Consider the following 18077-nt stretch of genomic DNA (forward strand, 5'->3'; position numbering starts at 1 on the left):
AATGAAACAGAGACCACCAAAATATAAAAACTAAAAAAAACTCAAAAACTACACCAAAAAAATACGAACTAATTATGCCAGAAAAGCCCAAAAAGAGTAGGGCCCTCCCGTCGTAACGGCGTAATTCCGTCGTTGAGCAGTGAATTTACCTGCGCTGAACCGTTTTAGTGCCGGGTATCTGACGGCGTGTCGACGCCCGCTCCAGCGAACAATTGAGCGATATCGGCAGCATCGAACTCGTAGCGTTCGTTGCAGAACTGGCAGTCGATCTCGACTTTGCCGCCCTGCTCGGCCACCAATGCCTGCGCATCTTCCAGACCCAGACTGACCAGCGCATTGCCCGAGCGTTCCCGCGAGCAGCTGCAGTGGAAGCGCAAGTTCTGCACGTCGAACAAGCGCACTTGCTCTTCATGGTAGAGGCGATGCAGCACGGTTTCGTTGTCCAGGCTCAACAATTCATCGGCGGTCAGGGTGCTGGCCAGCGCGGTGATGTGCTGCCAACTGGCGGCGCGATCTTCTTCGTCTTTCAGACGATCGGCCGGCAGTTGTTGCAACAGCAGGCCACGGGCGCGACGACCGTCGGCGAACAGCTTGAAGCGGGTGCCGACCTGTTGCGACATGACGAAATAATTGGTGAAGCAATCGGACAGGGTTTCGCCGTCGAGGTCGACGATGCCCTGATAGCGCTGGCCAACAGTCGGGTCGACGGTCAGGGCCAGGACGCCGTTGGGCATCAAGTCGCTGAGGGTCGCATCGGCCGAGATCTGGTCGGCGTGGTAACGCGCCAGGCCGCGGATTTCACGATCGCTGGAGCATTCGATCATCAACATCGGGATCGGGCCTTCAGAGCGCGCCTGCAGAATCAGCAAACCGTCGAACTTCAGGGTGCCCACCAGCAACGAGGCCGCCGCCATCAATTCGCCCAGCAGTTGCGCAACCGGCTCCGGGTACGGGTGCTTGGCGAGGACTTCGGCGTAGCTGCGTTCAAGCGCTACCAGTTCGCCGCGAGTGTCGCTGTCATCGAAGATGAAGCGTTGGGTGTAATCGGTATCCGGGAGATCGGTCATAGGTCTGGGTATCTGAATTGATGACAAATTGGTTACAAAACATGAAAATGCCGCGCTTCTTTGCACCGGTTTGGTGCGAACGTTCAGCCACGGGAGGCATTTTATGAACAATCCGGGTTTGTTCCAATCAAGGTGGAACCTCGGCCGGTTGGTTCTGTGCAACGTCGTGCCATTGGCGCTTCTGGCTTTCTGGTTATGGCCTACGGGCAACCTGCTGTGTGTGATTTTCGACGAGTGGCTGTTTCGCTCGCTCAATGCACCGCTGGCCAGCAACCCGATATGGCTCCACATCTGGGCAATTGCAAGTCTGCGCCCTTTCGACATCGTCGTCGGACTGATTCTGCTGACGCTTCTTATCAAGGGCGACTGGGTGTTCAAGGCGATTGACGTGCGTCGCGCGTTCTTCGGCTTTTTCTCGATCCTGCTGTTGATGGTGGTGATTCGCGCACTGTTTTCCAAGTTCGCCGACCACATGGGCTGGCAGCACAACAGCCCGTCGATGGTGCTGGAGGGCGCGGTGCACCTCAGTGACTACTTCCCCCATCTGGAGAAGACCTGGGAGCTGAAGGATCGCTCGGGCCAGAGCTTCCCCGGTGACCATGCGTCGGTGCTGCTGATCTGGGCACTGTTCATGGGTGTGTTCAGCCGTACGGTCGGCCAGTTCCTGACGATCTGGGGCCTGGCTGTGCTGTTCATGCTCCCGCGACTGGTGGCTGGCGCGCATTGGGGTCAGGACGATTACATCGGCGGCGTGTTGCTGGCGGTATGGGCGTTGGGCTGGGGCTACTACACGCCGTTTGCCTATCACGCGGCGAATTTCTGGCTGAAAGTGACAGCGCCGATTTTCAATCTGTTGGGCAAGTTGCCGCTGGTTTCGCGGATGAGTGTGGTGCGTAGCGCCTGATACCGCGTCGTCCCCAGCGAGTGCTGCGCACTCGAATCGACAGCAGGCTGGCGACGAGGCCGGCACGGACGACACTGAAACAGCAGCCCTAATCGTCGTTACTGTTCCCACGAAACTTAAACAGATCCCGCCTCTGCTTCTTGCTCGGTTTGCCGTCGGTGCTCACGCCCAACGCGCCAGCCTTGCGCATCGCCGCGGCCGCTTCGCGCTTGGCAATACTCGCGTCGGTTTCCGCATACAAAGCCTGCGCCTCGGGGGCGCCGCGGCGCACGATCGACAAGGCTTCGACCCTGACGATGCGTACTTCGAAACCGTTACGTATCTCGAACTCATCGCCGACGCGCGGCTCTTTGCCAGGCTTGCAGCGCTCGCCTCGACAATGCACCTTGCCACCCTCGATTGCAGCTTTGGCCAAGGCACGGGTTTTGTAAAAACGCGCTGCCCATAGCCACTTATCGAGACGGACCTTGTCGTCCTCTTCCTGTTTTTGTGCCATATGAATTCCTCGCTCAGCCAGTAGTCGGAACTGTACTACCGTTTCTGTCGGGCGCAAGAACTCGGCCCTCCAGATAGACTGTGATCTTGGCCGATTCATCGGTATGGAGTGATCGAGTGACTAAATTTCCGTCTTCATTAACCTCGCCCAAGACGGGTTGCCAGGGCTGCCAGCAAAGCGAGCCGCTGGGCTTCGATTTTTCTTTCGCCTACCAACCTATCGTAGATCTGCGCAACCAGTCGGTTTTCGCCCATGAAGCGCTGGTCCGCGGCGTGGCCGGCGAAGGCGCACTGACTGTGTTAGATCAGGTTACAGAAGAGAACCGCTACCGTTTCGACCAGCTATGCCGGACACGCGCCATCGAAGGCGCGGCCAGACTTAATATGCAGACACACTTGTCGATCAACTTCATGCCCAACGCTGTCTATCGTCCAGAGTTATGCATTCGCAGCACCCTGGAGGCCGCAGAAAAATACAATTTCCCGATTGATCGACTGATTTTCGAAACCCTGGAAAGCCAGCACGTAGATAACTATCGCCATTTGACCAATATTCTGCGTGAATACCGCGAATTCGGCTTCAAGACCGCCATCGACGATTTCGGTGCCGGTTATTCGGGGCTCAATCTGCTGGCTGATTTCCAACCGGACCTGATCAAACTCGACATGGCGTTGATCCGCGATGTCGATCACGACCGTGTCCGTCAGGCTATCGTTCGGGGGATTGTCACAATCTGTGCGGAGTTGGACGTTACAGTCATTGCCGAAGGGATCGAAAGCGCCGGTGAACGGGATTTCCTGGCGGACTGTGGAATATTTCTGATGCAAGGTTATTGGTTCGCCAAACCTGCATTCAAAGCGTTGGCCCAGGTCTCACCTAGGGCCTGGACGCGTTAATCGTTGGTTTTTTCCTATTGAAGACATTTGACCATTTGACCGTTGTTGGTCTGCGCGAGTGGGTGGCGCTCCCGGATTTGGGAGTCGCGGGCCTGCGCGCAAAAATCGACACCGGTGCCAGTACCTCCAGTCTGCATGCCACCGACATCGAACCGTTCGAACGCGACGGCACGAAGTGGGTGCGATTTACCGCGCACCTGGGCACGGTGGTGCAGTTGCGTCACCGGCGTTGCGAAGCGCCGCTGGTGACGCGCAAAACCATCAAGAGCTCCAACGGCCATGCTCAGGAACGCTACGTGATCAGCACCACCCTGGCCTTGGGTGATCGGGTCTGGCCAATCGAGTTCACTCTGGCCTGCCGCAAGTCGATGCGTTATCGCCTGTTGCTCGGTTCCAAAGCCCTGATCGACGGCCAGTTGGTGGTCAATCCGGGCATCAAATATGTACAAGACAAGCCGGTGTTCCCGGTATCTACCTCTTCCACAGGTGTTGCATGAAGATCGCTGTGCTGTCGCGGAACCCGCGTCTGTATTCCACCCGTCGTCTGGTCGAGGCCGGCACTGAACGCGGGCATGAAATGGTCGTGATCGACACCTTGCGCGCCTACATGAACATCGCCAGCCACAAGCCGCAGATCCACTATCGCGGCAAACCGCTGGAAGGCTTCGACGCGGTGATCCCGCGGATCGGCGCGTCGGTGACGTTCTATGGCTGTGCGGTGTTGCGCCAGTTCGAAATGATGGGGGTGTTCCCGCTCAATGAATCGGTGGCCATTGCCCGCTCGCGTGACAAATTGCGCTCGCTGCAACTGCTGTCGCGCCGTGGCATTGGTTTGCCGGTGACCGGGTTTGCTCACTCGCCGGACGATATTCCCGACCTGATCGACATGGTCAACGGCGCGCCCCTGGTGATCAAAGTGCTGGAAGGCACTCAAGGCATCGGCGTGGTGTTGTGCGAAACCGCGACCGCCGCCGAGTCGGTGATCGAGGCGTTCATGGGCCTGAAGCAGAACATCATGGTCCAGGAATACATCAAGGAGGCTGGCGGTGCAGATATCCGCTGCTTCGTGGTCGGCGACAAGGTAATCGCGGCAATGAAGCGTCAGGCCAAACCGGGTGAATTCCGGTCCAACCTGCATCGCGGCGGCAGCGCCAGCCTGATCAAGATCACCCCGGAAGAACGCATGACGGCGCTGCGTGCGGCCAAGGTCATGGGGCTGTCGGTGGCGGGCGTGGATATTCTGCGTTCCAATCACGGGCCGCTGGTGATGGAAGTGAATTCGTCACCGGGACTGGAAGGGATCGAGACCACCACCGGGAAGAACGTGGCGGGGATCATCATTGAGCATCTTGAGAAGAATGGCGGGCCGAATATGACCCGGACCAAAGGCAAGGGCTAAAGCGAAGAGCAAGAGCCCCTCACCCTAACCCTCTCCCATAGGGAGAGGGGACTGATTGGGGGATGCTTTTGAGATACACCGACCTGAACGAGTATCGCCGAATCCATAATCGACCGGATCTTTCAGGTCGGTGCAGGACGCAAGACACCTCGGTCAGCCCCCTCTCCCTCCGGGAGAGGGCTGGGGTGAGGGTGCTTTTGACTTACACCGCATCTCGCGGCAGCATCAACCCCAACGGCAACCGCACCCGCGCTTCCAGCCCACCACCGGACCGGTTACGCAGCTCAACATTGCCGCCATGCATCGAAGCAATCCGCTTCACGATCGCCAATCCCAAGCCGGTACCCTTGCCGCCCCGCGCCCGATCCCCTCGGGTGAACGGATTGAAAATCGCCTCAAGCTCCGACGGATCAATCCCCGCACCACGGTCCATCACGCTCAGCACCACATACGGCGCGCTGGTGTCGCCGGACACATACGCCGCCACTTCAACGCCGCTGCCGGCATGGTTCAAGGCGTTGCCGATCAGGTTGTTGAGCAGACGTTTCATCGATACCCGACGTAGCGGGAACGGCTGGATCGGCTCCAGACGCAGGCGAACCTTCTCTTCAGTCTGGTTGTACGGCGCCGCCACTTCACGCACCAGATCGCTGAGATCTACCTCCTCCACCGACTCGTCACGACCATCGCGAATGAACGCGAGGAACTGGTCGAGAATCGCGTCCATGTCTTCGATGTCACGCACCATGTCGTCGGTCAGGTCGTTGCGGTCGCCCATCAATTCCAGCGAAAGCCGCAAGCGCGTCAACGGCGTACGCAAGTCATGGGAGACGCCGGCCAGCATCAGCTCACGCTCACGTCCGGCCTGTTCGACGTCTTCGGCCATCTGATTGAAGGCGCGATAGACCTCGGTCATCTCACTCGGCGTGTCGCTGATCGGCAGGCGCACGCTGCGACCCTGGCCGAGTTGCCGGGCGGCGTATACCAGACGTTTCAAGGGTTGGTTGAGCTGGCTGACGAAAATCCATGCCGAGGCAGTCGACAGCAAACCGATCGCGAGGAACCAGCCCAGCACGTTCCAGATTTTCTGGCCACGCAACGGGTGCGGATACAGCGGGACTTTCAGCCAGCCATCACCCAAGCTCGGGGCGCGAACCCACAAGGCCGGCGGCGAGTGCATACGCAACCGCACTTCGGTGTCGGCGCCGAGTTCCGACTGCATCTGCCGTTGATAGATCTCGCTGTAAGGCCAGTGCTGTTCGCCTTCGGGTACACCGGCACCCACCACCCGGATCAGGGTTGCGGCGTCAGCGATCTTCGCGCGATTTTCTTCGTCAGCGGCCCAATAGGCACGCAGCGTCAGGGCGACGCCGTGGCTATATTGGCGATCCACCAGCACGTCCTCGTTCATCAACAGATAAACCAGGGTCAGCGCCTTGGAAAACAGCACGACGATGAGCACCAGCCAGAGGGTGCGGGAGAAAAAACTTTGGGGGAACCAGACAGGGGTCTTCATCAATAACCGCTACACACTTGCAGGAGCGAGCAATGCTCGCATATTGCGGATTGCGAGTCTGTGGGAATGGCCGTTCGACCACCTCCCAACAGACCCGCTCCTACAAATCGCCGATCACTTGGTGGCGGCGCCATCCGGTACGAACACGTAGCCCACGCCCCAGACAGTCTGGATGTAGCGCGGCTTGGATGGATCGGGCTCGATCATACGGCGCAGACGGGAAATCTGCACGTCGATGGAACGCTCCAGAGCATCCCACTCGCGGCCACGGGCCAGGTTCATCAGTTTGTCGCGGGTCAGTGGCTGACGCGCGTTCATCACCAAGGCCTTGAGTACCGCAAACTCACCGGTAGTGAGCATGTGCACTTCGTCACCGCGTTTCAGCTCACGAGTGGCCAGCGACAAGACGTAATCACCGAAGGTGACGTTTTCGTCTTCGCTGCCCGGCGCACCCGGCACTGGTGCGGCCTGACGACGCAGCACCGCTTTGACCCGAGCCATCAGCTCGTCCGGGTTGAACGGCTTGGCCAGATAATCGTCAGCGCCCAGTTCAAGGCCCTTGATGCGGCTCATCTCATCGCCCTTGGCGGTGAGCATGATGATCGGAATCTGGTTGTTCGCGGCCCGCAGGCGGCGGCAAGCGGTCAGACCGTCTTCGCCGGGCAGCATCAGGTCGAGGACGACCAGATTGAATACTTCACGCGCCAGCAGACGATCCATCTGCTCGGTATTGGGTACGGTACGGGCACGGTAGCCCTTGCTGACGAAAAACCGTTCCAGCAGGCTGCTTAGCCCAGGATCGTCGTCAACGATGAGAATTTTTTCGCCTTCAGCAGTTTGTGCAGTGCTGCTCATTAGATGCTCCTTTTAGCTCGGCGCGCATTATGGCGTAGCTGCCGTTATACGCACCGTGTGCATTGTTAGCAGATTTTTCCTTCACTGCCAGAAAACCGGGGTTTAAGCCTACAGACTGTGACGCCCCCGAATGACAGAACGCTGGTTATAATGCGCGGCGTTTTGTGCCAGGCAACGTCTGAATCGTTACCGCAAGTGGCCGTCTTTTTCCCCGGCCAGCGCAGTAATAGTTCGATTTCACGGGTCAATGGGCTGCCTTTTGACCCAGGCAGCGGCAATCTTCAAGCCGCTCAACCAGACTCCGGGCCTTTATTTCCGTGCCTGCGAGCCTGCTTTCACAATATGTCAGGTGGTTTTATGGACAGCATCAACAGCCGCATCGCCGAGGAACTCGGCGTACGCCCACAACAGGTCGAAGCGGCCGTCGCGCTACTCGATGAAGGCTCTACCGTTCCCTTCATTGCCCGCTACCGGAAAGAAGTCACCGGCAGCCTCGATGACACCCAGTTGCGTCATCTGGAAGAGCGTCTGCGCTACCTGCGAGAACTCGACGAACGGCGCATCAGCATCCTCGCCAGCATCGAGGAGCAAGGCAAACTCACCCCTGCCCTCGAGCGCGACATCAAACTCGCAGACACCAAGACTCGCCTCGAAGACTTGTACCTGCCGTACAAGCAGAAGCGCCGCACCAAGGGCCAGATTGCCCTCGAGGCCGGCCTCGGCGACTTGGCCGACGGCCTGTTCAACGACCCGAACCTCGCGCCGGAAGCCGAAGCCGCACGCTTCGTCGATACCGAAAAAGGCGTGGCCGATGTGAAGGCTGCGCTGGAAGGCGCCAAATACATCCTGATGGAACGTTTCGCCGAAGACGCCAGCTTGCTGGAAAAACTGCGTACCTATCTCAAGCAGGAAGCCATCCTCAGTGCCCGCGTCATCGCCGGCAAAGAAGAGGAAGGTGCCAAGTTCCGCGACTACTTCGAACACGACGAACCGCTGAAAAGCATGCCGTCGCACCGCGCCCTCGCGATTTTCCGTGGCCGTAACGAAGGCATTCTCAGCTCCGCGCTGAAAGTCGGCGACGAACTGCCGGGCACCATGCACCCGTGTGAAGGCATGATCGGCCAGCAATTCAAAATCCAGAACCAGAACCGTCCGGCCGACAAATGGCTCGGTGAAGTGGTGCGCTGGACCTGGAAGGTCAAGCTTTACACCCACCTCGAAACCGACCTGCTCGGCGAGCTGCGCGACGGCGCCGAAACCGAGGCGATCAACGTTTTCGCCCACAACCTGCACGACCTGCTGCTGGCCGCCCCGGCCGGCCCGCGCGCCACCCTGGGCCTCGACCCGGGCCTGCGTACTGGTTGCAAGGTGGCCGTGGTCGACTCGACCGGCAAAATGCTCGATCACGCCACGGTTTACCCGCACGTGCCGCACAACAAGTGGGATCAGACCATCGCCATTCTGGCGGCCCTGTGCGCCAAGCACTCGGTTGACCTGATCGCCATCGGCAACGGCACCGCGAGCCGCGAAACCGACAAACTGGCAATCGAACTGATCAAAAAATATCCAGCCATGAAAATGACCAAGGTCATGGTGTCGGAGGCTGGTGCATCCGTGTATTCGGCGTCGGAACTGGCGGCCAAGGAATTCCCGGATCTAGACGTGTCGATCCGTGGCGCGGTGTCAATCGCCCGTCGATTGCAGGATCCACTGGCAGAGCTGGTGAAAATCGATCCGAAATCCATCGGTGTCGGTCAGTACCAGCACGACGTCTCGCAGTTGAAACTGGCGCGCGGTCTGGATGCTGTGGTCGAAGACTGCGTGAACGCCGTCGGTGTCGACGTGAATACCGCCTCCGTGGCGCTGCTGGCGCGAATTTCCGGCCTCAACGCCACGCTGGCGCAAAATATCGTTGCTCACCGCGACGAACACGGCGCGTTCAAGACTCGCGCGGCACTGAAGAAAGTCGCACGTCTGGGCGAAAAAACTTTCGAACAGGCTGCCGGTTTCTTGCGCGTGATGAACGGCGACAACCCGCTGGATTCCTCGGCCGTTCACCCGGAAGCCTATCCGCTGGTGCAGCGCATTGCCGCTGAAACCGACCGCGATATCCGCTCGCTGATCGGTGACGCCAGTTTCCTCAAGCGTCTGGATCCGAAGAAATTCACCGACGAGACCTTCGGTCTGCCAACGGTGACCGACATCATCCAGGAACTGGAAAAACCGGGTCGTGACCCGCGTCCAGAGTTCAAGACTGCCGAGTTCCAGGAAGGCGTAGAAGACCTCAAGGATCTGCAACTGGGGATGATCCTCGAAGGTGTCGTCACCAACGTGACCGCGTTCGGCGCATTCGTCGACATCGGCGTGCATCAGGACGGTCTGGTGCACATCTCGGCGCTGTCGGAGAAGTTCATCAAGGACCCACGCGAAGCGGTGAAGGCCGGTGACGTGGTGAAAGTGAAGGTCATGGAAGTCGACATTCCGCGCAAACGCGTCGGCCTGTCGATGCGCATGGGCGACACCCCGGGCGAAAAAATTGACGGCGCCCGTGGCTCGCGTCCGGGCTCGGCACAGCGTCAGCCGTCGAACAACGCACCACGTAAGGAAACCGCGACCGCAGCGCCAGTGAACAATGCGATGGCCTCGCTGTTCGCCAACGCCAAACAGCTGAAGAAACGCTGATGGAAATTCCGGCCGGGCTCGTCGAGAGCGCGTTTTTCAAGCTGTTGGGCTGTCGCCTGCACAGCCTGGAAACCGGGGTGGCGCAAGTCGCCCTGGGGCTGGAACCGGAACTGCGCAACCGCGGCGGCAAATTGCACGGTGGCGCGCTGTTCAGTCTGGTCGACATTGCCATGGGGCTGGCCTGCTCCAGCACTCACGGTTTCGATCAGCAGAGCGCGACCATCGAGTGCAAGATCAACTACATCCGCGCCGTCTCGGACGGCGAGGTGCTGTGCACGGCGCGGGTGATTCACCCGGGCCGACGCACGTTGGTGGTCGAAGCCGAGGTGATGCAGGGCGACAAACTGGTCGCAAAAGCGCAGGGCACGTTCGCTGTCCTGTAGATGTTGGTCATCATTTTGAGTTAATTTCGGCGCTGTGAACGCAGCGTCGAGCTTTTCTGTGGGAGCGAGCTTGCTCGCGAAGGCGGTGTGTCAGGCGACTTGATGTTGACTGATACGCCCTCTTCGCGAGCAAGCTCGCTCCCACAAGGACCGCGTAATCTTCGCGTGCATCAGCCAGATTCAGGGAATGAAGTTGGCATTTCAACGGGGGCTTTCAGGCCCGAAAAACCAGGCGAAAACGCCAGTTTCAACTTCACCCTTGTAGACCGTCCTGCCCACCCCCATATTGGGGCGACTGACGCGTGAAGGAATCCAAATTGAGCGAACTTCTCAACCGCCGCCTGGCTCTGCTCGGTGAGCGCGCCAACCTCTCTCTGCTCGAGCAGTGCCTTCACGGTATCGAACGTGAATGCCTGCGCGTGACCAGCGAAGGTCGCCTGGCGCAAACGCCGCACCCGGAAGCCTTGGGTTCCGCGCTGACCAACGAACAAATCACCACCGACTATTCCGAGTCGTTGCTGGAATTCATCACACCCGCCCTGCCCGACCCGGCCGACACCCTGGCCAGCCTGGACAAGATTCACCGCTTTGCCTACAGCAAACTCGGCACCGAGTATCTGTGGAGTCCATCGATGCCGTGCCCGTTGCCGGCCGAGGAAGACATCCCGATCGCCTATTACGGCACCTCCAACATCGGTCAGCTCAAGTACGTCTATCGCAAGGGTCTGGCCCTGCGTTACGGCAAGACCATGCAGTGCATCGCCGGGATTCACTACAACTTTTCCCTGCCGGAAAAGCTCTGGCCGCTGCTCAAGGAAGCCGAAGGTTTTGTCGGCACTGACCGGGATTTCCAGTCGGTCTCCTACATTGCGTTGATCCGCAATTTCCGTCGCTACAGCTGGCTGCTGATGTACCTGTTCGGTGCCTCACCGGCGCTGGACGCCGGTTTCCTGCGGGGTCGTTCACATCAGCTGGAACAACTGGACCCGGACACGCTGTACCTGCCCTACGCCACGAGCCTGCGCATGAGCGACCTCGGTTATCAGAGCAACGCCCAGGCCGGCCTGACGCCGTGCTACAACGATCTGGCGAGCTACACCGACAGCCTGCGCAAAGCCGTCGCCACGCCGTACGCGCCGTACGTTGAAGTCGGCACGCATCAGGATGGCGAGTGGGTGCAACTGAACACCAACATCCTGCAGATCGAAAACGAGTATTACTCCAACATCCGCCCGAAACGCGTGACCTACACCGGCGAGCGGCCGATCCAGGCGCTGGTCGCCCGTGGCATTCAGTACGTCGAAGTGCGTTGCCTGGACATCAACCCGTTCCTGCCGATGGGCATCGACCTCACCGAGTCGCGCTTCCTCGACGCCTTCCTGTTGTATTGCGCGCTGAACGACAGCCCGCTGCTGACCAACACCTCGTGCAGCAACGCCACGTCGAACTTCCTCAGCGTGGTCAAGGAAGGTCGCCGTCCAGGCCTGCAATTGCAGCGTGATGGCCAGCCGGTCGACATGAAGACCTGGGCGGCAGAATTGCTGGAACAGATTGCTCCACTGGCGGCGCTGCTGGATCAAAGCCATGGCGGCCACGCGCATAGCACCGCACTGGATGCGCAACTGGCCAAGGTCAAGGATTCGTCCCTGACGCCATCGGCGCAGGTGCTAGCCGCGATGGCCGAGCACAAGGAAAGCTTCGCCCAGTTCTCCCTGCGTCAGAGCCAAGTGCATGCCGAGTTCTTCCGCAGCGAGCCGCTGGCGGCCGATGAGCAGGCGAAGTTTGAGGAAGTGGCGCGTACTTCGCTGGCGGCGCAGGCTGAGCTTGAGCAGAACGAGGTGGGCGATTTCGACGTGTTTGTCGGGTCGTATCAGGCGAGTATTTTGGCGATCAGCAACTGAAAAGCCCCTCACCCTAACCCTCTCCAAGAGGGAGAGGGGACTGACCGAGGTGTTTGGTCGAGCTACGCCGACCTGAAATACCGAGTCGAACTCAGGAGTTGAAAAGCCCCCGATCGGCTCCCTTCCCCCTCGCCCCCCTGGGGGCGGTCCGACGTTTCGGGAGGGTTGGGGTGAGGGGGGAAAATCTCCAGCCGAACCCCAAACCCAAAAAGCCCACAATCCACCGAGCCTTAGATTTTTCCGCTCATAAGCTCATTCTAAAAAGTTATTTATTTCTGCGTTCTTAGATCATTTAGTCTCCTTTCACGCCGACGCTCGGTCGCCTGATATGGAGCTTTTCGATGAAACTGAATTCCCCGCTTCGCCTGCTGGCCGTGGCCTCTCTGGCTGCCGCGAGTTTTCTGGCTCAGGCCACCGACCTTACTGTCGCTTACCAAACCACCGTTGACCCGGCGAAAGTCGCTCAAGCCGACGGCGCCTACGAGAAAGCCACCAAGGCCGATATCAACTGGCGCAAGTTCGACAATGGTGCCGACATCATCGCCGCCATCGCTTCCGGCGACGTGCAGATCGGCTATCTCGGTTCGAGCCCACTGACCGCAGCGATCACCCGCAAAGTCCCGGTGGAAACGTTCCTCATCGCCACCCAGATCGGCGCCGCCGAAGCACTGGTAACCCGCGACGGTTCCGGGATCAAGACACCACAGGACCTGATCGGCAAGAAGATCGCCGTGCCATTCGTGTCGACCGGTCACTACAGCCTGCTCGCGGCGCTGAAGCACTGGAACATCGACCCATCGAAAGTCACCGTGCTCAACCTCGCCCCGCCAGCGATCATCGCGGCGTGGAAACGCGGTGACATCGACGCCACCTACGTTTGGGATCCGGCGCTGGGCGTGGCCAAGGAAAACGGCAAAGTGCTAATCACTTCCGGCGAACTGGCCAAGTTCGGCGCGCCGACGTTCGATGCCTGGATCGTGCGCAAAGACTTCGCCGCCAAGCACCCGGAAATCGTCACCGCGTTCGCCAAGGTCACCCTCGACGCCTACGCCGATTACCGCAAGGACCCGAAAGCCTGGCTCGCCAACCAGAGCAATATCGACAAACTGGTGAAACTCTCCGGCGCCAAGGCCAGCGACATTCCGCTGCTGCTGCAAGGCAACGTCTACCCGCTGGCGGCGGATCAGGTCAGTGACCTCGGTGCGCCGACCACCAAAGCCATCACCGACACCGCCGCGTTCCTCAAGGAGCAAGGCAAAGTCGAAGCCGTTCTGCCGGACTACGCACCGTACGTCAGCGCCAAATACATCACCAACTGATCGGGAGTTAACTGCGATGGCCTTGCTACAGCTGGAGCGCATCAGCGCACAGTACCCGGGCAGCCCTACACCTGTGCTGGCGGATATTTCTTTGACCCTGGGGCCTCAGCAATTGCTGGTCGCCCTCGGCCCGTCCGGCAGTGGCAAGACTTCGCTGTTGAACCTGATTGCCGGTTTCGTCGAACCGAGCGCCGGGCGCATCACCCTCGACGGCGTGCCGGTCAAAGGTCCGAGCGCCGAACGGGGCGTGGTGTTCCAGGACGACGCGTTGCTGCCCTGGCAGGACGTGTTGGCCAACGTTGCTTTCGGTCTGGAACTGGCCGGTGTCGCCAGGAACAAACGCGAACTGCGCGCCCGCGAGATGCTCGCGCTGGTCGACCTTTCCGGTTTCGAAAGCCGCCGCATCTGGCAACTCTCCGGTGGCCAGAAACAACGTGTCGGCCTCGCCCGCGCACTCGCTGCCGACCCGCGCGTTTTGCTGATGGACGAACCCTTCGGCGCCCTCGACGCCTTCACTCGCGAACAGATGCAGGAGCTATTGCTGCAAGTCTGGCAACGCACCGCCAAACCGGTTTTCCTGATTACCCACGACATCGAAGAAGCGGTGTTCCTCGCCACTGACCTGATTCTGCTGGCGCCGAGTCCGGGGCAGATCGTTGAGCGTCTACAGCTGGATTTTGGTCAGCGTTACGCGGCCGGTGAGTCCGCGCGAACGATCAAATCCGACCCGCGTTTTATCGAAACCCGCGAACACGTACTGAGCAAAGTGTTCTCGCAACGGCAGGAGCGCGCATGAGCAGTTACGACGTTTCCGCCCCTGCGGTAAAAACCGCCATTCCCTCGGTGGCAGTTCCAGTGCGCCGCAGCCTCAGCACCCGGTGGATCAGCCTGCTGACGTTGCTCGCGTTGTTGGCAGTCTGGTGGGCAGTGACCGCGGCGGGTTTGATCGAACCGCTGTTCCTGCCGCCACCGTCTGCCGTTGCGCAAAAAGGCTGGTTGCTGGCGACCAGCGGCTACATGGATTCGACGCTGTGGCAGCACCTCGGCGCGAGTCTGAGCCGCATCGGTCTGGGCCTCGGCTTCGCGATTCTGACCGCCGTGCCGGTGGGCATCGCCATTGGCGCCAACCGTATCGCGCGCGGTGTGCTTGATCCGCTGATCGAGTTCTACCGGCCGATTCCGCCACTGGCTTACCTGCCGTTGATCGTGATCTGGTGCGGCATCGGTGAATTGTCGAAAGTGCTGCTGATCTACCTGGCGATTTTCGCGCCGATTGCCATCGCCACTGCCACCGGCGTGCGCACGGTCGATCCAGCGAAATTGCGCGCCGCGCAATCGTTGGGCGCCACCCGCGTGCAGTTGATTCGCCATGTGATTTTGCCGAGCGCACTGCCGGACATCCTCACCGGTGTGCGCATTGGCCTGGGCGTCGGTTGGTCGACCCTGGTCGCCGCCGAACTGATCGCTGCCACCAGCGGTTTGGGCTTCATGGTGCAGTCGGCCGCGCAATTTCTGGTGACCGACGTGGTGGTGCTGGGGATTCTGGTCATCGCCCTGATCGCCTTCGCCATGGAGATGAGCCTGCGCGCCCTGCAACGCAAACTGGTGCCGTGGCACGGCCAGGCTCACTGAATAATTGCCATGTGAAGAACCTGTGGGAGCGAGCTTGCTCGCGAATGCTGACTTTCTGTCGACATTTTTGGTGCCTGACACACCGCTTTCGCGAGCAAGCTCGCTCCCACAAAAAGCTCGACAGCCCGAATTCGAAGAGAACCACCATGAGCAGCCTGCACATCACCCCGTTAAGCTCGGCCCTCGGCGCGCAGATCAGCGGCGTCGACATCAGCCAGCCATTGAGCCTGGACCACCGCGATGCCATCGAGCAGGCGTTGCTCAAGTATCAAGTGCTGTTCTTCCGCAACCAGCCGATCGAGCCGTCGCAACAGGCGCGCTTCGCTCACTATTTCGGCGATCTGCACATTCACCCGATCTACCCGAACGTGCCGGAACAGCCAGAGGTTTTGATCCTGGATACCGCCGTCACCGACGTGCGCGACAACGCGATCTGGCACACCGACGTGACCTTCCTGCCGACCCCGGCGATGGGCGCGGTACTCAGCGCCAAGTTGCTGCCAGAGTTCGGTGGCGACACGTTGTGGGCCAGTGGCATTGCCGCCTATGAAGCGCTGTCGGCACCGATGAAAGGTTTGCTCGAAGGCCTGACCGCGACCCACGATTTCACCCGCTCGTTTCCGCTGGAACGCTATGGCAACACGCCCGAGGCGCTCGCACAGTGGGAGGAGGCACGCCGCAAGAATCCACCGCTGTCACACCCGGTGATTCGCACGCATCCGGTGAGCAGACGACGTTCGTTGTTCGTCAATGAAGGTTTTACATCGAAGCTCAACGAGCTGTCGGAAACCGAAAGCGAGGCGATTCTGAAGTTTTTGTTTGCCCATGCCACGCGACCGGAATTCACCATTCGCTGGCGCTGGCAGAAGGACGATATTGCGTTCTGGGATAACCGCGTGACGCAACATTACGCGGTGGACGATTACCGGCCTGCGCGGCGGGTGATGCAACGAGCTACGGTGTTGGGGGATGTGCCGTTTTTTCGCTGAGCCTTTGAGAGCAAGAGCAAAATCAGAGGCCCCTCACCCTAACCCTCTCCCAGAGGGAGAGGGGACTGATTCGGGGATGCTTGAAAAATCTGCCGACCTGAATGTGCTGTAGCGAATCCAAAGTCGACTCGGTATTTCAGGTCAATGTACGAGGCAAGACACCTCGGTCGGCTCCTTCTCCCTCCGGGAGAGGGCTGGGGTGAGGGTTGCTTACTCCGCCGTCGACGGCCGCTCCCAAAGATTAATCCCACCCTCCTGAGCAAACCGGTCAATCTCCGCCAATTCCTCAGCACTGAAGCTCAAATTCTTCAATGCACCAACGTTCTCGATAATCTGCTCCGGCCGGCTCGCACCGATCAGCGCCGACGTCACTCGAGGATCACGCAGCGTCCACGCCAACGCCAGTTGCGCCAGGCTCTGCCCACGTCGTTTGGCGATCTCGTTCAACGCGCGCACGTGGGCGATGTTGTCCTCCGACAAGTGCGAAGCCTGCAACGAACCACCACCCGGACGATTGACCCGCGCATCCGCCGGCACGCCGTTGAGGTATTTATCGGTCAGCAGACCTTGCGCCAAAGGCGTGAAAGCAATCACGCCCGTGCCGAGTTCATCGGTGGTGTCGAGCAGGTCTTTTTCCACCCAACGGTTGAGCAGGTTGTACGCCGGTTGATGGATCAGCAGCGGCACTTTCCATTCTTGAAGCAGCGCTGCCATCTCGCGGGTTTTCACGCCCGAATACGATGAGATGCCGATGTACAAAGCCTTGCCCTGCTGCACCGCAGTGGCGAGGGCGCTGGCGGTTTCTTCCAGCGGGGTGTCCGGGTCGAAGCGGTGCGAATAGAAGATGTCCACATAGTCCAGACCGAGGCGTTGCAGACTCTGGTCGAGGCTGGCCAGCACGTACTTGCGCGAACCACCGCCCTGGCCGTATGGGCCGGGCCACATGTCCCAACCAGCCTTGCTGGAGATGATCAGCTCGTCGCGATACTGCTTGAAGTCTTCGCGCAGCAAACGACCGAAGTTGGTCTCGGCGCTGCCGTACGGCGGGCCGTAGTTGTTGGCCAGGTCGAAGTGGTTGATGCCCAGATCGAACGCGGTGCGCAGCAAGGCACGCTGGGTGTCGATCGGCGTGCTGTCGCCAAAGTTGTGCCACAGGCCCAGCGACAGCGCCGGCAACACCAGACCGCTGCGGCCGACGCGGCGGTAAGGGATGGAGTCATAGCGGTTTTCGGCAGCGGTGTAAGTCATCGAATCCTCTCTTGTTTGTATTGAAATAGGTGTCGACTGCTTCGCAAGCAAGCTCGCTCCCACAGGATCTCAGTCAGGCCGATAGCTCGCGTAAAGCCGCGGCAGCCAGAAACCCCGAGCGGGAACTGTAACGCTGGTCACGACGGACCGTCTGGTCAATGCGCTCCAGCAATTGCTCCGGCAACGTGGCATTGAAACGCACTGACTTGCCGAAATATGGGGTGATATCAAAGTCGACCACACCCCAAATGCCGCCAGCGTAATCCGGGTTGTCGAGATGCACATCGATTTCCCGGACTCGCGGCAACGGCGCGCCATCAGCAACCAACCCCTCGTAGTGCAATGCCAGCGCCTCTAGAGTGTTTTCAAAAGCTTCGGCTACCGTGGCGCCTGCGGAGTAGCAACCCGGTACATCCGGGACGATTACTCCATAGTCTGAGTCGGCATCCTTGTGCAGAACGACCGGGAATTTCATATGAGTGAATCCTTCCTCTAAAAGGTCCAGAAAAGGACTTTCGTTTCCAGTAACGGGCTTCATTTCAAACCCGCCTGTTTCAAAATGCTGTTGATCGTACCCTTTGGCAGATCCGAGTCAGGGTGCTTGATCGTCACCCTTCCTGGCTTGAGCGGATGCTTGTATTGGTGGTGACTGCCTTTCATCGCAACCAAGTACCAACCATCGTCCTCGATCATCCTGATCATTTCCCGACTACGCATGTCCTTCGCCCTGTTCGACAGCAAGAGCTGCTTACTCTAGGGGCTGGACACTGCGTCCATACACACAATACAC

General features: G+C 59.7%; 18 protein-coding genes. 11 read left to right on the top strand and 7 right to left on the bottom strand.

The features are described 5' to 3' along the window. Window positions 1-164: 164 nt before the first annotated feature. Entirely contained in the window at window positions 165-1067 is a 903-nt protein-coding gene (hslO, locus tag ACIQVE_RS07820) for an Hsp33 family molecular chaperone HslO (RefSeq protein WP_402806389.1), read from the bottom strand. A 103-nt stretch (window positions 1068-1170) separates the two neighbouring features. Here hslO and ACIQVE_RS07825 point away from each other — a divergent pair, with 103 nt between their 5' ends. Beyond that, a complete protein-coding gene (locus ACIQVE_RS07825; protein ID WP_402806391.1) occupies window positions 1171-1971 on the top strand; it encodes a phosphatase PAP2 family protein in 801 nt (266 codons plus the stop codon). Window positions 1972-2059: 88 nt separating this feature from the next. On the opposite strand, the gene ACIQVE_RS07830 is transcribed toward ACIQVE_RS07825, so the two are convergent. After that, window positions 2060-2467, bottom strand: coding sequence for an RNA-binding S4 domain-containing protein (locus ACIQVE_RS07830; protein WP_402806393.1), 408 nt, complete (start codon window positions 2465-2467; stop codon window positions 2060-2062). A gap of 116 nt (window positions 2468-2583) precedes the next feature. Here ACIQVE_RS07830 and ACIQVE_RS07835 point away from each other — a divergent pair, with 116 nt between their 5' ends. The 3 genes from ACIQVE_RS07835 to rimK all read left to right on the top strand — a co-directional run bounded on the left by ACIQVE_RS07835 (window position 2584) and on the right by rimK (window position 4762). Next, a complete protein-coding gene (locus ACIQVE_RS07835; protein WP_402806729.1) occupies window positions 2584-3363 on the top strand; it encodes an EAL domain-containing protein in 780 nt (259 codons plus the stop codon). 77 nt (window positions 3364-3440) lie between these two features. After that, window positions 3441-3860 carry an ATP-dependent zinc protease gene (locus ACIQVE_RS07840; RefSeq protein ID WP_402806732.1) on the top strand — a complete coding sequence of 140 codons (420 nt, stop codon included), beginning with the start codon at window positions 3441-3443 and terminating at the stop codon, window positions 3858-3860. Then, on the top strand, window positions 3857-4762 hold the full coding sequence (gene rimK, locus ACIQVE_RS07845) for a 30S ribosomal protein S6--L-glutamate ligase (protein ID WP_007952690.1): 906 nt from the start codon (window positions 3857-3859) through the stop codon (window positions 4760-4762). The genes ACIQVE_RS07840 and rimK overlap by 4 nt, the downstream gene beginning before the upstream one ends. A 202-nt stretch (window positions 4763-4964) precedes the next feature. On the opposite strand, the gene ACIQVE_RS07850 is transcribed toward rimK, so the two are convergent. Next, entirely contained in the window at window positions 4965-6278 is a 1314-nt protein-coding gene (locus tag ACIQVE_RS07850) for an ATP-binding protein (RefSeq protein WP_402806396.1), read from the bottom strand. 114 nt (window positions 6279-6392) lie between these two features. After that, complete coding sequence (gene ompR, locus ACIQVE_RS07855; protein ID WP_042557134.1) at window positions 6393-7133, bottom strand: two-component system response regulator OmpR; 741 nt, start codon at window positions 7131-7133, stop codon at window positions 6393-6395. 357 nt (window positions 7134-7490) lie between these two features. Between ompR and ACIQVE_RS07860 the strand changes: the two genes are divergently transcribed. From ACIQVE_RS07860 to tauD, 7 genes are all read left to right on the top strand, one after another. Continuing rightward, window positions 7491-9815 (top strand): Tex family protein, encoded by a 2325-nt coding sequence (locus tag ACIQVE_RS07860; protein WP_402806399.1) that lies wholly within the window; start codon window positions 7491-7493, stop codon window positions 9813-9815. After that, entirely contained in the window at window positions 9815-10198 is a 384-nt protein-coding gene (locus ACIQVE_RS07865) for a PaaI family thioesterase (protein ID WP_115146048.1), read from the top strand. Before ACIQVE_RS07860 ends, ACIQVE_RS07865 begins: the two co-directional genes overlap by 1 nt. Window positions 10199-10515: 317 nt before the next feature. Further along, window positions 10516-12099 (top strand): glutamate--cysteine ligase, encoded by a 1584-nt coding sequence (gene gshA / locus ACIQVE_RS07870; protein WP_402806401.1) that lies wholly within the window; start codon window positions 10516-10518, stop codon window positions 12097-12099. A gap of 341 nt (window positions 12100-12440) precedes the next feature. Next, a complete protein-coding gene (tauA, locus tag ACIQVE_RS07875; RefSeq protein ID WP_402806404.1) occupies window positions 12441-13418 on the top strand; it encodes a taurine ABC transporter substrate-binding protein in 978 nt (325 codons plus the stop codon). Between the two features lie 16 nt (window positions 13419-13434). Further along, window positions 13435-14214: a taurine ABC transporter ATP-binding subunit gene (gene tauB / locus ACIQVE_RS07880; protein WP_402806406.1), complete on the top strand. Its 780-nt coding sequence runs from the start codon at window positions 13435-13437 to the stop codon at window positions 14212-14214. Beyond that, window positions 14211-15050 carry a taurine ABC transporter permease TauC gene (tauC, locus tag ACIQVE_RS07885; protein ID WP_402806409.1) on the top strand — a complete coding sequence of 280 codons (840 nt, stop codon included), beginning with the start codon at window positions 14211-14213 and terminating at the stop codon, window positions 15048-15050. Before tauB ends, tauC begins: the two co-directional genes overlap by 4 nt. 146 nt (window positions 15051-15196) lie before the next feature. After that, entirely contained in the window at window positions 15197-16039 is an 843-nt protein-coding gene (gene tauD, locus ACIQVE_RS07890) for a taurine dioxygenase (protein ID WP_402806412.1), read from the top strand. Window positions 16040-16249: 210 nt separating this feature from the next. Here the strand turns inward: tauD and mgrA are convergent, their stop codons facing one another. From mgrA to ACIQVE_RS07905, 3 genes are all read right to left on the bottom strand, one after another. Beyond that, entirely contained in the window at window positions 16250-17287 is a 1038-nt protein-coding gene (mgrA, locus tag ACIQVE_RS07895) for an L-glyceraldehyde 3-phosphate reductase (RefSeq protein ID WP_402806415.1), read from the bottom strand. 73 nt (window positions 17288-17360) lie between these two features. Continuing rightward, complete coding sequence (locus ACIQVE_RS07900; protein WP_402806418.1) at window positions 17361-17825, bottom strand: type II toxin-antitoxin system HicB family antitoxin; 465 nt, start codon at window positions 17823-17825, stop codon at window positions 17361-17363. Next, window positions 17822-18004 carry a type II toxin-antitoxin system HicA family toxin gene (locus ACIQVE_RS07905; RefSeq protein ID WP_402806420.1) on the bottom strand — a complete coding sequence of 61 codons (183 nt, stop codon included), beginning with the start codon at window positions 18002-18004 and terminating at the stop codon, window positions 17822-17824. Before ACIQVE_RS07905 ends, ACIQVE_RS07900 begins: the two co-directional genes overlap by 4 nt. Window positions 18005-18077 lie beyond the last annotated feature (73 nt).

This window comes from Pseudomonas sp. NPDC098747 (assembly GCF_044760045.1).
GTDB lineage: Bacteria > Pseudomonadota > Gammaproteobacteria > Pseudomonadales > Pseudomonadaceae > Aquipseudomonas.